This is a genomic window from Desulfuromonas sp. (assembly GCA_002869615.1).
GTDB lineage: Bacteria > Desulfobacterota > Desulfuromonadia > Desulfuromonadales > UBA2294 > BM707.
Genome location: PKUH01000057.1, coordinates 1 through 15162 on the forward strand (window position 1 = coordinate 1; position 15162 = coordinate 15162).

11 protein-coding genes are annotated in these 15162 nt (G+C 52.2%); 8 read left to right on the forward strand and 3 right to left on the reverse strand.

Going from position 1 to position 15162, the window contains the following annotated elements; all coding sequences use genetic code 11:
* Positions 1-235 precede the first annotated feature (235 nt).
* Positions 236-1237, reverse strand: a complete 1002-nt coding sequence (locus tag C0623_05760; GenBank protein ID PLY01051.1) for a hypothetical protein — start codon at positions 1235-1237, stop codon at positions 236-238.
* 234 nt (positions 1238-1471) lie between these two features.
* On the opposite strand from C0623_05760, the gene C0623_05765 reads away from it, so the two are divergent.
* Positions 1472-2272, forward strand: coding sequence for an SAM-dependent methyltransferase (locus C0623_05765; protein PLY01052.1), 801 nt, complete (start codon positions 1472-1474; stop codon positions 2270-2272).
* Positions 2273-2344: 72 nt separating this feature from the next.
* Here the strand turns inward: C0623_05765 and C0623_05770 are convergent, their stop codons facing one another.
* Positions 2345-3658 (reverse strand): type I citrate synthase, encoded by a 1314-nt coding sequence (locus tag C0623_05770; protein ID PLY01053.1) that lies wholly within the window; start codon positions 3656-3658, stop codon positions 2345-2347.
* Between the two features lie 285 nt (positions 3659-3943).
* Between C0623_05770 and C0623_05775 the strand changes: the two genes are divergently transcribed.
* From C0623_05775 to C0623_05800, 6 genes are read left to right on the forward strand one after another with little or no spacing between them, the layout of a single operon-like run.
* The gene (locus C0623_05775) at positions 3944-4993 is read left to right on the forward strand and encodes a tRNA dihydrouridine synthase DusB (protein ID PLY01054.1); all 1050 of its coding nucleotides are present in this window, start codon (positions 3944-3946) and stop codon (positions 4991-4993) included.
* On the forward strand, positions 4977-6086 hold the full coding sequence (locus tag C0623_05780) for a PAS domain-containing sensor histidine kinase (GenBank protein PLY01055.1): 1110 nt from the start codon (positions 4977-4979) through the stop codon (positions 6084-6086). The genes C0623_05775 and C0623_05780 overlap by 17 nt, the downstream gene beginning before the upstream one ends.
* Positions 6087-6136: 50 nt before the next feature.
* Entirely contained in the window at positions 6137-7570 is a 1434-nt protein-coding gene (locus C0623_05785) for a two-component system response regulator (GenBank protein ID PLY01056.1), read from the forward strand.
* Between the two features lie 12 nt (positions 7571-7582).
* A complete protein-coding gene (locus C0623_05790; protein ID PLY01057.1) occupies positions 7583-9400 on the forward strand; it encodes a hypothetical protein in 1818 nt (605 codons plus the stop codon).
* Positions 9401-9622 carry a hypothetical protein gene (locus tag C0623_05795; GenBank protein PLY01058.1) on the forward strand — a complete coding sequence of 74 codons (222 nt, stop codon included), beginning with the start codon at positions 9401-9403 and terminating at the stop codon, positions 9620-9622. It begins immediately after the preceding gene.
* A complete protein-coding gene (locus C0623_05800; GenBank protein ID PLY01059.1) occupies positions 9612-11798 on the forward strand; it encodes a hypothetical protein in 2187 nt (728 codons plus the stop codon). Before C0623_05795 ends, C0623_05800 begins: the two co-directional genes overlap by 11 nt.
* 14 nt (positions 11799-11812) lie before the next feature.
* Here C0623_05800 and C0623_05805 read toward each other — a convergent pair whose 3' ends face one another.
* Entirely contained in the window at positions 11813-14296 is a 2484-nt protein-coding gene (locus tag C0623_05805; GenBank protein PLY01060.1) for a hypothetical protein, read from the reverse strand.
* A 163-nt stretch (positions 14297-14459) separates the two neighbouring features.
* On the opposite strand from C0623_05805, the gene C0623_05810 reads away from it, so the two are divergent.
* Entirely contained in the window at positions 14460-15137 is a 678-nt protein-coding gene (locus C0623_05810; GenBank protein PLY01061.1) for a hypothetical protein, read from the forward strand.
* The last annotated feature ends 25 nt before the right edge of the window (positions 15138-15162 follow it).

A 15162-nucleotide genomic window follows, 5' to 3' on the forward strand; every position in this document is an offset into this window, starting at 1 on the left:
ACAAAAAAGCCCCCTGCAAGGGAGCGGTTTCTTTGGTTCGTTTCTTTATCGCTCAATAAAGAAATGAACCCGGCTGCCGGGCCGGGACCCGGCGGTTCTCATGACTTCTGTCTTCTGCCTTCAGGTCAGGGGACACTACCCTCAACTTCGGGCAGTGTCCCTATCCAAAAGTGTTCCTCTGAATGGCGATGTGCCCGGCCGCAACCGCACACATATTCCTCGCCACTGAACAAACCTAAAACGGCGGAAATGTCGAAAAAATGAATGCCAGCGTCAGCGTCCCGACAATACACAACGCCAGGTAAAGAAAAAGCACCCTCTTCTTAAACATCGAGATGAAGATCGCCATGACCGGAAGGGCGGTGACCGGGCCGCCGACCAGCATGGCGATGCCCGGCCCCTTGGCCAGAGGAATCAGTTGCCCCGGATCCGGCAGATAGAAGCCGAAAAGGATCGAGGCAGCCGTAACTTGCGGCAAGTGCAACGGCACCGTTGCAAACATGATGATCGCTGTTTCAACCATGCCTCCGGTTTTGAGCAGCGTCGTCAGCTGATTGATATCCCAGTACTTTACAATCAGGAAATGCGCCACAACCTCAACCACCAGACCGATCAGGACAAACTTTCCGATCTTGAGTGAACCTTCCCAGAACCGGGCCAGGAAGACAAGGAACTTATTATGGGTGCAACGATTGACCCGATGCGACAACTGCTTTCCGCATTCGCAACGCAACTCTTCCACCGGGTAATCCGGATCGTGGAAATCACCTTTTGGCAATTTCTTCCGGAAAATATTCTCTTCGTCAAAACCGTAGCGTCGCAGAAACAGGGTCACCGCCCCGCCAAAAAGGCCGAGAGAAACAGCACAGACGACAACCAGAGTCGCCCAGGAAGCACCGAGCATTCCCGAAAGCATCGAGTAAGAGGCCGGACTCATCAATGGCGAGGTTATCAGCAGGGCCATGGCCGGTGCGAGCGGAAGTCCGGCCAGCAGTAGCGAGATGACCAGCGGCAGGGTTGCACAGGCGCAGAGCGGGCTGGCGACCCCGAGTACCGTTGCCGCGACAATTGAAAAAGAGCCGAAACGGGTCAGGGCATGGCGAATCTTGACGTGCCATTTGAAGGTACGAATGATCGCTTCAAACAGCACACCCACCACCAGATAAGGCAGAATGTAGAGAGCCTCGTCTCCAATTTTCGTGAGCAGTTCAAGCGAAGTGGCACCAAAGCCTTCCATAGGGCAACCCTTTACAATTAATACGTTAACTTTTTGTCAGCCCGTGAGTCGGCCTGACAGCTTCCCGCCCTTTGGGACCGGAAAAGAGCGCTGTTTCCAGACATCGCAGTTATTCTTCCGGTAACTGAGCAAAAGCCGTTCCACTTTCAGGAAATGCTCTCTTACCGCAGGAGTATTATCAGTGCAAGCTTTTTTCTCAGCGGATGGTATAATTCGACTTGATGGAGATCGCTTATGCCAAAGACAATAAAAGATCGTGTCATTGAACATTTCGGAAAAGCAGCTGACGGTTATATTCTCGACAAGGGATTTGCCTCCGGCCCTGACCTCGAAGAAGCCGTTCGTCTACTGAAACCGACCCAGGAAGACATCGTGCTCGATGTCGCGACCGGCGGCGGCCACACTGCCCTGTTCTTTTCACCGCTGGTTCGGAATGTCGTTGCCTCTGACCTGACCATGCAGATGTTGAAAAAGGCGCAGGAACATATCAGCGAGGAAGGTGGAGTTGAGAACGTGACCTTCCGGGAGGCGGACGCCGAGGACCTGCCCTTCCCGTCCGGTTCATTTACGATCCTGACCTGCCGCATCGCACCACACCATTTCCCCGATGTGCCCCGTTCATTGCAGGAGTTTCATCGGGTTCTGCGGCGCCGGGTCGGCCGGATGGTCATTATCGACACCCTGCTGCCGGAAGATCCGGAGATCGCCGAATTCTACCAGAACATGGAAAAGATGCGTGACCCGACCCATATCCGGGCGTTCACCGAAAAGGAGTGGCGCCAGATGATCGAATCAGCTGGATTTGAGGTGCAAAAAACCGTTATCTTCAAAAAAACTCATGATTTCAAATCATGGGCCAGACGGGCCGGACTCCAGGGGAAGCATTTCGACCAGCTCAATCAGTATTTTATCGACGCACCGGAAAAGGTTCAGAATTACTTCAAGATCGAAACCTTCGCCGGTGATGTTGAATCCTATACCGACAAAAAGCTTCTTATCTATGCAACCAGGATCGATACCCGCCGCGACACCTGACTCAAGATAAAATTTTGGCAAAAAAAAACGGGGTGCCATTGGCACCCCGTTCTCTATTGTTTTGCAGATATCTTACTTGATACCGGCAGCATCTTCCAGCATCGCGGTGGTCAGCGACTTCGGACGCTCGATGCCATAACCGAGGGCACGGTCCCAAGTGATATTGGCGAGGCAGCCGAGAGCACGACCGATACCGAACAGTACGGTGTAGAACTCGTACTGGGTCACACCGTAGTACCACTGGATGACACCGGACTGGGCGTCAACATTCGGCCACGGGTTCTTCGCTTTACCATGCTCGGTCAGAACGCCCGGAGCAACTTCGAAGATCATCCGGACCAGCTGGAACAGCGGGTAGTCCTTGAGACCTTCGGTCTTCATGCAGAACTCACGCTGCGAGGTGTAACGCGGGTCGGTCTTACGCAGAACGGCGTGACCGTAACCCGGGATAACCTGGCCGCTGTTGAGAGTGTCCCACAGAGCTTCCTTGAGCTTCTCTTCGGTCGGGACTTCGCCACCGAGCTGATCCATGAAGTTCTGGGTCCAGCGGAGAACTTCCTCGTTTGCCAGGCCGTGCAGCGGACCGGCGAGACCGTTAAGGCCGGCGCTGTATGCATAATAGGCGTCAGACAGGGCCGAAGCAACCAGATGCGTGGTGTGGGCCGAAACGTTACCCGACTCGTGGTCGGAATGGAGGATGAAGTACATCCGGGAAACATCCTTGTAATCATCGCTCTGGCCGATCATGTGGGCAAAGTTACCGCCCATGTCAAGGCTCGGGTCGGCAGCGATCTGATCACCATCACGATATTTCATGTTGTAGATGTAAGCACCGATCGGGCCGAGTTTGGCCATCATGTTGGTGCAATCTTCCAGCATATCTTCCCAGCAGGTCATCTTGTTGAACTTGCCGTCACGATAGTTCTGGGCAAAGACCGAATCACGCTGCATAGCCAGAACGGCAGAGGAGAACATTGCCATCGGGTGTGCATCTTTCGGCAGAGCATTGAGAACGTCAATGACATACTGCGGAATTTCAGAACGCTTCTTCCAGTCTTCAACAACCTCCAGGGTCTGCTCCATGGTCGGAACGTCGCCGGTCAGCAGCATGTACCAGAAGCCCTCTACATAGGGATACTCACTCCCCGGAACTTTCGGCAGGGCTTCGAACGTCTCGGGAATGGTCTTGCCACGGAAGCGGATACCTTCCATCGGATCAAGATAGGAAATGTCGGTGACGAGACATTTGACGCCACGGGCACCACCGATAGCCTGACCAATCGTAACGTCACCAAGCTTGACGTCAGCAAATTCCTTAACCAGTTTGGTTGTCCGCGGACGATGCTCATCAATTTTCTTGCGCAGAGTTTCCTTTAAAGTCGACATACATTCTCTCCTTTAGCATTAAGTGGCGGCAGGCAGCACCGCCCAAAGTGAAAAAACAGGCCGTCAAACGACAGAAATAAAATGCCGTCCCCGGCAAAAAGAACAAAAAAAACGACCAAAAAGCTATATTTTACAGAAATTTAGGAAGGCCCGCAGGCATATTAATCAACCCTAATTAACCTTGTATGGTCACAATTTCCAAATATTGTTCTAGCAAGTCGACTGAACATTGTAAAGCGCATTTTGTATACAGTATCCAGTTAGGATGCTCCGGCAAAGTTCCTGATGCGTATCCGCTCTTTTCTCTCTAGGCAAACTCCGGAGCCCGTGCTAAAATGCCCAAAATTTGTGCAGACAAGGCTTATGTTTATAGGTCCACTCGAACTAAAAAACCGTGTCATCCTCGCACCAATGGCCGGGATCACTGATCTACCCTACCGGCTTTTGATGAAGCAGTTCGGAGCCGGACTTGTTTTCAGTGAAATGGTCAGTGCCAAGGGGTTGACTTATGCGGGAAAAAGAACCAGTGAACTCCTGCAGAGCCGGCCGGAGGAGCGACCACTCGGCATCCAGCTGTTCGGCAGCGAACCGGAAACGCTGGCGACCGCCGCCAGACTGGCAGAACCATACGGCGACCTTCTCGATATCAATATGGGTTGCCCGGTCAACAAGGTTGTCAAGGACGGTTCCGGCAGCGCCCTGATGAAGAGTCCGGCGATAATTGCCCGGATGATCGCGTCAGTCAGAGCGACAACCGACTTGCCGCTGACGGTCAAAATCCGGTCGGGATGGGACCATCACAGCAGAAATTTTCTCGAGGTCGGTCGAATCGCCGAAAATGAAGGAGCCGATGCGATAACGCTCCACCCGCGACCGCGCAGCCAGGGGTTCGGTGGCGAAGCCGCCTGGGAGGAAATTGGCGAGCTCAAAAAGGTTCTGTCGATCCCGGTCATCGGCAGCGGCGATATTTTCACTCCCGGTGATGCCGACCGGATGATTAAACAGACCGGATGCGACGCGGTCATGATCGGCCGCGGCGGTTACGGCAATCCATGGCTCGTTCGTGACAGTATCGCCCACATCGCCGGAACAGAGCCCCCTGCACCACCGGATCCGGATGAGCGCCTGGAAGTCGCCCGCAGGCACCACGATTTGCACATCGAGATTTACGGAGAGAAAAAAGCACTTCTCGAGATGCGCAAACATCTCTGCTGGTACGCACGCGGTCTGCCTGGTGCTGCAGCCTTTCGCGCGGCAATCAACAAGGCCGAATCGATTGACCGACAAAAAACATTGGTTGAGGAGTTTTTTACCGATAATGAGCCCCGACAGTAAGCAGACAGAACAACAGATATATTCACGGGTTCTCGACAACCTCGATCGTGCCGTCATAGCGATCGACCAGCAGGGGCACATCATTCTGTTCAATCCAACGGCCCAGTCCTACACCGGACTCTCCGAGAAACAGAGTCTCGGGCGCAATTTCGAAAATCTCTTTGCCGGGCAGGACAGCATCATCGCACTGGTTCGTCAGACCCTTGCCGAAGGGCGCTCAATATCGGATGACGAAAACATCTACCTCAGCCGGGCCTCCTCTCCCGATATCCCGATCAGCGTTACCGTCTCGCCGATTTTCGGTAGTAGCAGCGATCAGGAGGGAGCCGTTATGATTATCCGTGATCTCAGCCGGGTCCGCGAACTGGAAGAGGCGCTGCGGCATGCTGATCGGCTGTCGATGCTCGGCACCCTCGCTGCCGGTCTGGCTCACGAAATCAAGAATCCGCTCGGCGGTATTCGCGGTGCCGCTCAACTGCTGGAGATGGAACTTGATGAGGATTCTTCACTGGGCGAATACACAACGGTCATGATCAAGGAGGTCGAGCGGGTCAATGGTATTATCGAGGAGTTGATGGATCTCTCCCATCCCCGGCCACCGGCAATGAGCAACGTCAATCTGGCCCAGATGATTGATGATATCGTTCTCCTGCAGCAGGAAGCGCACCGCGAACAAAACATCCGTTTCACCCTTGAACTCGACCCTAGCATCCCACCGATCCGCGGTGACGAAGCGCTGTTGACCCGGCTCTTTCTGAACCTGATCAAGAACGCAGCCGAAGCGGTCCCGCACGATGGCCACATAAAGATCAGCTGCAAAATTGCATCGGATTATCATGTCCACAATCCCGGCCGAAAACCGGTCCCGTGGATTGTTGTGAAAATTACCGATAACGGCCCCGGCATCTCGGCGACCGACCGGGAAAGGATCTTTACACCGTTCTACACGACCAAGCAGAACGGAAGCGGACTCGGCCTGGCGACCTGCCAGAAAATTGTCGGGAGTCACCAGGGTTTTATCAGTGTCAAAAGCAAGCCGAACGAAGGGACAACCTTTCGGGTTTCGCTTCCGTTTATTCGGCAAAGTTCATAATAACCGGTTTTCTGTGGAACTAATAAAGTAGAGAGCAGAGGATTTAACCTATGTCGATACACCGAATTCTTGTCGCAGATGATGAAGAAAGTATTCGTTGGGTTCTGTCAAAAACCCTGAACAAAAAGGGGTTCCAGGTCGACCTGGCTGAATCAGGGGATGAAGCGCAGAAGCTGTTCAAGCAGAATGATTATGACCTGGCGATTCTCGACATCAAAATGCCGGGCGTGACCGGCCTCGAACTGCTCCGCAGATTTCGGGAGAGCAGACCTGACACGATGGTCGTCATCATGACCGCGGAATCATCGATGGAAAACGCGGTTGAAGCGATGAAATCCGGTGCCTACGACTACATTACCAAGCCTTTCGACCTGAATGCCATCGATGCGGTTGTTTTGAAGGCACAAAAGGCTTCCGATGTCAGCGAAGAGGTCCATCGCCTCAAGTCGGAGCTTCAGGGTCAGTACCAGCTCGATCGCAGCATTATCGGCAACAGCCAGGATATGCAGAATGTCTACAAGATTGTCGGCAAAACTGCACCCTCCGACATTACCGTTCTGATTACGGGTGAGTCGGGAACCGGCAAGGAACTGGTCGCCCGGGCTATCCATTACAATAGCCCGCGTCTCGGCAAACCCTTTATCGCTCTGAACTGTGCAGCAATACCGCGCGAACTTCTCGAAAGCGAGCTCTTTGGACACGAAAAAGGTGCATTTACCGATGCCAAGGAACGGCGTGCCGGAAAATTCGAGCAGGCGCACGGCGGCACCCTGTTCCTTGACGAAATCGGCGACATGCCGCTTGAGCTGCAGGCCAAGCTTTTGCGCGTACTGCAGGAGAAGGAAATTACCCGAACCGGCGGCAACTCGACCCTGTCGGTCGATGTCAGGATTATTGCCGCAACCAACCAGGATCTTGAAGAGAAGGTTCGGAGCAAAGCCTTTCGGGAAGATCTCTATTATCGGCTCAATGTCGTACCGATCCCCCTGCCACCGCTCCGGGATCGCAAGGACGACATCCCGCTTCTGATCGATTTCTTTATCGGTCACGCCAACGAAGAGCTCGACACCGACATCAGCGGCTGCACCGAAGAAGCGCTTAACCTCCTGGTCAGTTACGACTGGCCCGGCAATATCCGGCAACTGGAAAATGCTATCCGCCGGGCGGTGCTGCTCTCATCGGACAGCGCCCTGACCCCGGAGGACTTCCCCGACATGACCGGCGATGTTTCCGGCCGCGAAAGTGACTCCTCCCTTGAGAACCTGATCGCCGGCAAGCTTCACAGCTCGCTCGCCCAGATGGATGTCAACGAACTTGATGATCTCTACGAAATGGTTCTCTACCAGATGGAACGACCGCTGATCCGGATCATTCTCGAGAAAACCCGTGGCAATCAGGTCAGAACAGCCGAAATCCTCGGTATCAACCGCAACACCTTGCGCAAGAAAATCCAGACGCTCGGAATCGACATCAGAAAAAGCTGACAAGGTAAGTCGATGGGTCTGCTCCAGAAATATTTATCAACGGCTCCGTTGAACAAAAAGCTGACGACCATCATCATGGCAATCAGCCTGATCGTTCTCCTTCTTGCCTCCGGCACGTTTATCATGTCAGAGCTTTTGACCTATCAACAGAATACTGTCAACCGCTACCTTTCCGTGACCGGAGTAATCGGCTCCAATCTTGAATCTGCGATCCTCCTTAAGCGAAAGTTTGTGATTGTCGAGACACTCTCTTCGCTGCAACAGGAACCGGAAGTCAACGCCGCATATGTCTTCTCGGAAAATGCCACCCCGCTCGGCCACTACCTGAACAACAAGCCTTACGGGTATCAAAAAAACCATATTATCTCTCTCAACCGGGGCGAAGTTGCAGAAGTAATCGAAACGGGCCGCCCCCTGCACAGATTCAGTCAAGACCATTTCCTGCTGATCGCACCGGTCTTCGGCCACAACAACCCGGTTGGCGCGATTGCACTCCAGGCAAACCTCGGCCAGCTCTATAATTTCGTTTACCAGTTCGTGGCCGCCACCTTTGTCGTTTTCATCCTGCTGGCAATACTTGCATTCATCCTCTCGTCACGGCTGCAGATGATCATATCAAGACCGATCAGGGAGCTGGCCGAAACCATCGAGAAGGTCTCTTCAGAAAAGGACTTCACAATCCGCGCCGAAAAACGGACGCAAGATGAAATCGGCGAGCTCATCGACGGCTTCAACCTGATGTTGAACCAGATTGAAAGCCGTGACAAGCAACTTGAAGAGCACAGAAACAACCTTGAAACACTTGTTAAACAGAGAACCCGTGAGCTGCAGAATACTAATACCGAACTTCAAGAGGTGATAAGGGAACTGAAACGGGCAAAAAGCGATGCAGAACAGGCGAATCAGGCCAAATCGCAGTTCCTGGCAAAAATGAGTCACGAAATCAGGACCCCGATGATCGGGATCATGGGAATGGCGGAGCAACTGACAACCTCTTCGCTGGCGGAAGATGAAATGCGCCTCGCCATGACCGTGCATCGTTCGGGAGAGACCCTGCTCAGTATTCTTGATGATGTGCTTGATTTTTCAAAAATTGAAGCCGGCAAACTTGAGCTTGAGGAGATCCCGTTCTCAATGCAGGACCTGTGCGATGATGTGATTGCAATTTTTACCGAACAGGCGCTGGAAAAGGGGATTAAACTGTCATGTCTGGTCGATCCGCAGTGCAACGCTTTCTTTATGGGAGATCCGATAAGAATCAAACAGATCCTGCTCAACCTGGTCGGCAATGCGGTCAAGTTCACCAACGAAGGAGAAGTCGTGCTCACCGCAGGGTACGGTGGCGGTGATTCGAATCGGGCAATCTGGCTGGCAGTGAACGACACCGGCATCGGAATTCCGGAGAAAGCGCAGCAAGACATTTTCACCTCATTTTCGCAGGCCGACAACTCGATGACCCGCAAGTATGGAGGGTCGGGACTCGGGCTCGCCATCGTTCGGCAACTGACTCACCTGATGGGCGGCAGCTGCGGCCTCCAGAGCTCCCCCGGGAAAGGGTCCACATTCTGGATCATTCTCGATCTGCCGATTGTCGAGCAAGAGAATCGGAGCAACAGGTCCGCCGCAACCCTCTCACAGACACCTGCTGCCCTCAATGCCGCCGATTCTGCCGGCAGCATCCTCCTTGTCGAAGATAATCCGACAACCCAGCAACTGCTGCAGCTGATTCTCAAAAAGACCGGCTTTCACCTTGACATCGCCGGCAACGGCAGTGAAGCGATTGAGTCGATAAAGGAAAACCAATACGACCTGATTTTAATGGACTGCTAAATGCCCGAGATGGACGGTTTCGAAGCAACACGGGCCTTGCGCAACAGCAACTGCCAGACACCGGTCATTGCCCTGACCGCCCATGTCCGCAAGGAAGACATGAACCGTTGCCTCGAAGCTGGCATGAATGACTGTCTCAGCAAACCATTCCGGCAACAACAGCTGCTTGAGATGATGGGCAAGTGGTTGCCGCAGCAGATCGAAAGCAACCATGACGGGTAATGGCAAAGCGATCGCTTTTATCAGCCTCGGACTGACGGCGGCCACCCTGGGCTTCCTCTCTTTTTCCGGCATTCTGACACCCCATCCGACGCTGAGCGGCGACCGCCGAATCAACCTGACGAACCCGGTCATAGCCTCCCCGGGAGAAAAGATTCAGTTGACCCTTAATGGCAATACCATTGCGGACCTGACATCGGCAGCTATCAGCGTTGACATCGGTAATCGCGACGCAATATCAGCCGTATTGAAACTCCCGGGAAACCTGCAAGCTGTTTTGATCGATCACGAGAGAAGCCTTGCCTATCTGGCCAACAGCTTCACCGGACTGCAGATTATCGACATCAGCGAGCCGAACAGATTGAACCTGATTGGCGCTATTGAAGTTCGAGGTCGTGTCTGGGATATTGTCAGGCGCGGGACAACTCTCTATCTCGCGGCAGCGCAAGGCGGACTTCAGGTGATCGACATCAGCAACCCTGCGGCTCCGGCCCATGTCGCGGAGCTGACAATCCCTGACGTTTCTTTTTTAAAGATTGCACTCCACAAGAACACACTTTATGCCAGCACTGGGTGGAAAGGACTGCAGCTGGTTGACATAACCTCCCCCTCGGCCCCCCGACATCTTGGCACCTTGCATCAGAACGACGGGGTGTGGGGCGTTTCAGTCGGCGCAACAGACCTCTATCTCTCCGCTGGCAAGGACACCATTGAAGTATTGAACCTGTCCGATCCGGAGCGACCGATACCGACCGGCCAACTCACCATCCCCGGGCGCTGTTGGGAAATGCGTGCAGCCGGCGGCTACCTGTACCTTCCGACCCGCAAAGCCGGTCTGATCATAGCCGACGTTTCCGACCGGCGAAATCCGCTTGAAATAGCCAGGATCGATCAAGGGGTTGACGTAGAGACAATCAGCATCAGGGGGGGAAAGGCTTACCTGACAAACCGGCGCGGCGAGTTTTATATTTACGATCTGTCTAATCCGGCCGAGCCAAAACAACTCAAACGAGCCGATCTCCCGTTCAACGTACGCAACATTGACATTGCCAAAAACTCGATCTATGTCGCCGCCGGCGTGGAAGGGCTGATAAAGCTCGACCTGACAGCTCTCCCGGAGAAGCCCTTGGTTGCCAGTCTCCGCCTGTCCAGCGACCTGAAACAGGTTATTGAGGACAGCGAATATTTTTACCTGGCAACGAAAGAGCACGGTCTATTCATTGCCCGCAAGGATGACCGGGGGGCCCTGCCAACCATTATTTCTTCACTGCCGGGGCCCAATCGGTTCAGGGCTATGGTCAAATCCGGAGATTATCTTTACCTCATCTCTTCCATCGAAGGCCTGACTGTAGTTGATATCTCCGACCGAAAGCATCCGGTCAATGTCAGCAGTCTGAATGACCCCAAAGACCTCCAGGACCTGACTTTCCGGGATCAGCACCTTTACATTGCCTCAGGAACAGGCAAGCTCCTGGCTGTCAATATCGCTGACCCGGTTGATCCCGTTATCGTGGGCCACTTGAAAGTGCCGGAGCCTTGGCGAATTGCGTTAGCGGGGAACCGGGTCTATGTCTCTTCTTCGAAGAGTGGTCTGCATGTCATCGATATTTCAACTCCGTCTGCGCCAGTCGAAATCAGTCGATGTCCGCTCCCCTGGCCGCTGCAGGAACTTGCCAGAAGCCATCGGCTTGTCGTGAGCGGTGAAACAGCTTACCTGGCTGCCGGAGAGGCAAAACTTATCCTGTTCAACATAGCCGATGAAAACAACCCGGTCATCGAGAACATTATCGAAGTTGATGATGAGGTGATCAGTGTTTCAGTAAAGGAAGAGAATATCTACGCCACTTCGCGTCTCGGCAAACTGACCTGGCTGCAGCGGGAGAAAAATGGCGTCATCAAGTACCGCGCCAGGATCGACACCCTTGGAACAACCCACGACCTGATCGACCGGCAAGATTTTTTTCTTCTGGCGAATGGTGTGAAGGGTTTGACCTTGCTACCCAAACCGCATCTGATCAATCTCGCCGATGGCAGCATTGTTGATAAGAGATCAAGGATCTCTTCGCAGATAACGCTCCAAATACCGCCATTAAAACAAGTGGGGACCTATAATCTGGATTTGTATTCCGGGAATCAGTTGCAGGAGTTCGTCGGCGCAGTCAAGATCACCGACAATTAAGGGAAGTTGAAGGTTCAGAAGCGGTATTCGGCTCCGAGCCAGAACTGACGGCCGAGTTCGAATTCGTCAGATTCTGGACCGAGATAGACTTTTCGGTTAAGCACATTCAGAATATCCAGACTAAGCGTCAGGGTCTGCCCTGAAGTATATTCCGGTAGCCATTCTATCTTCCAGTCAAACAGGGTTGAACTGGGGCGGGAAAACTCAGTATACACATCATGATTGACACCATTGACATTAATGGTGTTACCGCTATCGTTAATCCCCTTGTAACCGCTGCGGTATGTTGTCACATTGGTAAATATAATCCCGTACGGGAGTTTTGCAGAATAAATCAGGTTGGCATCCCATGGGCGATTAAAGTCTTCGCGGGGTAATTCATCCGGCCAGAGCAGTTCACCTTTAAACCAGACCCGTTCATCCGGATCAAAATCGTCAAGCTCGAAATTGTCTTCGTAGCTGCCGTTTGAAGTCGTTGTCTCCGAATAGGTTGCATTAATTGTAACTGACTGACTGACCCACTGCCGCTCCCACGACAGGCGAATGCTCTCATAATGACTTTCTCCGTCATTGTTCAGGCGGTTAAACAGAGTTGCATTAAAATCAGTAAAATCAAACGGATCCTTTTCCCTGGCAAACTCATTATCTCCATCGCGCTTGACGTAACGCAACTCAAGTCTGCCGCCCCATAAACTCTGGTTCATTCCGAGAACCAATTCATCACTGAAAGGCGTCTTGAGGTTGGAATATGAATATTCACTTGGCCAGGTCTGAGCACTATCCGTCCACTCGGAGTCATTATCGACAACCGAAGTACGCTCTTGAACCAACGGAATGATCGACTCCCGCAATTTATAGGTCAGGAGATTCTGACTATAGTAACGATTCCAGCCGCCTACAAACTCAGTCCGGCCATTTCCAAACAGGTCGTATTTCGCTGCCAACCTTGGGGCGAAATTAGTATTCCCCATGAAGTCGTCATAGGAAACTCGAAATCCAGGCCGAAATTCGAAGTGGTGGAAATCGATCGTGTCATCGAAGTAAATTGCCATTTGTAAAATATTGGCATCGACATCAACAGCCTGATAAACATTCCGTTTCTCGAAGTATTGTTCTGAGTTGACGGTGTCATCACACGCAAAACTATCAGCACCACAGGAGAAACCTGTTGGATCAAAATCCACCGGGGCGACTTGGGCGCCTTTATAAGCGTAACTGGTATTGGGACGTGTAAAACTCGCTGCGGTCATGCTGAGTTGCAGCCCAGCATTAAGTTGGTGTGAAGTCTCTCCAACAACAACGACCTCAGAGAGCCAGTCAGCAGAAGATTCAAATGATTTCTGCTCTTTATCAACACTGCCGTAACCACCCTCTCGACTCGGGAATGTCGGACTGATCAGACTGCCCCAATCCTTGCTGGCTGTCTGATCCCAGTTGCGGTGATATAGAGGCGCTTTACGAGAGTTTTCACTGAACTTCAGCGCTGAATTAATAAGCAAATGACCGTCTCCACCCTTCTGCTCATACTCGACACTGACCTGTGATCCGCCACCGTTGATTGTAAAGAAGCTGTCCTTGGTCCTTTCGATAAAATATTCACCTTCGTAGGGATTATGCAGTCCCTGGATGGTTAATTTAGCTCGGCCGGGGAATGTTTTGACATACTTGAGAAGAAAATTTTCCGAACGTCTCTTCTGCTCTTCGGTTTGGCCAAAGTGATATAAAGGGATCTTTGAAGACAACACGGAATATGACAGAAGGAAACCATTCGATTCGTTGACAGGAATGCTCACACCGAAACCGGCATCCTGTTTTTGAAACCGAGGTTGCCGCGATTCGTTGTAGGAAGATTCAAAAGTGGTCTGCTCTGCCGGATCGATATGAAATGAGGTCCAACTATCGCGAGTCGTCCGATAAAAAACAGATCCTGCAAAATCAGGTTCCGGGTCAATTGTATCGATAGCCACAACTCCTCCGGAAAAATCACCAAACCGGGCGGGAATATTGTTGTCATAAACTTCAATTTTTTCAATCAAACCGGTATTGAGAAATATTTCCTGCGGGTGACCAGGAACATCAGTTGTACTATTGGGAGGATTATTCGAACCGGGATCGAGAAGACTGTTATTAGTGATCCCGTCGATCTGGAAATTATTATCGTAGGGACGGCCACCGGAAATAGAGATCAGTGGTGGAATAATTTCCCCGCCTTGAAGAGAACTGTTGGCCTCATCGGAAATCTGAACACCTGGAGTCAACTTAATCAGATCTTCCGGATTGGCATTGGCGGTCGGGGTCGAATTGATCTGGTCAGAACTAATGACTGTTTTGCCGGTTGTGCTACTCTCGACTGTCCCGACGACAACAACCGGTTCCATATTTGGAACGTCAACAGATGATTCGACAGCATCCGCCGGCGTACTGAAACTCCAGAGCGCGACAAATAAAATAGTAAGAAAACCGGATATCAAGCTTTTATAAATCTGATGTTGAGCCAAGAAGAGTCCATTCTTACAGCAATAATAACTTTGCAAGCAAAGTAATAGAGTAAAATTAGCAATCTTTACGCCAATAAAAAAATTAGATTTAACTTGTCGGATCTGAACTCAAACCTGAACCGTGTAGACTCATGACTTGACCGATCGTCCCAGATCATTTTAAATGGTACATCCCTGGCATCTAGTAATGATAACCATGACCAACCGGCCCTTTATAATATTTACAGCTATGTCGATCACAGCGCATGCCGCCCTGTTCGGCTTATGGCCGAGTACCGACCATAAGCCGGAAGCGTCTCAAAAAAGCGATATCGAAATCGGTCTGGTTATGCTTCCGAAAATTGAAAAGATCCACACAAGCAGCCATCAACAGATGCCGCAACAACCTTTAAGCAAAACTGTGAGCATGCAATCGAAACCGGTTGAAGCGCCACCAGCTCCGCCGGTGCAAATGCCTGAACCTGCGACAGAAAAACATGACGACAACACTTCGACGAAACCGGAGAACAGTGAATCGGTGGAGAGCGCCAGCCCCTCCGACGCAAAAGGACCCATTGTCTCTATTGCTGCCGCCCCGCTATATTCTAGAAACAGGGCACCGGTTTATCCGGCTGATGCGTTGCGGCACGGCTGGGAGGGAGAAGTCTGGCTGGTTGTTTCGGTCAGTCGAAGCGGAACAGTCAGCGGGGTTGAAATCGACAAGAGCTCCGGCTACCCGGTTCTCGACGAAACGGCAATCGAAACGGTTCAGGACTGGCACTTCACTCCGGCCCGGTTCGGATCGGAACCGGTTGTCGGTACGGTTCGCATTCCGATCCGTTTCCGCATCAAGCGGACCTGATCACCGGTACAGTCATTGCTGCTTG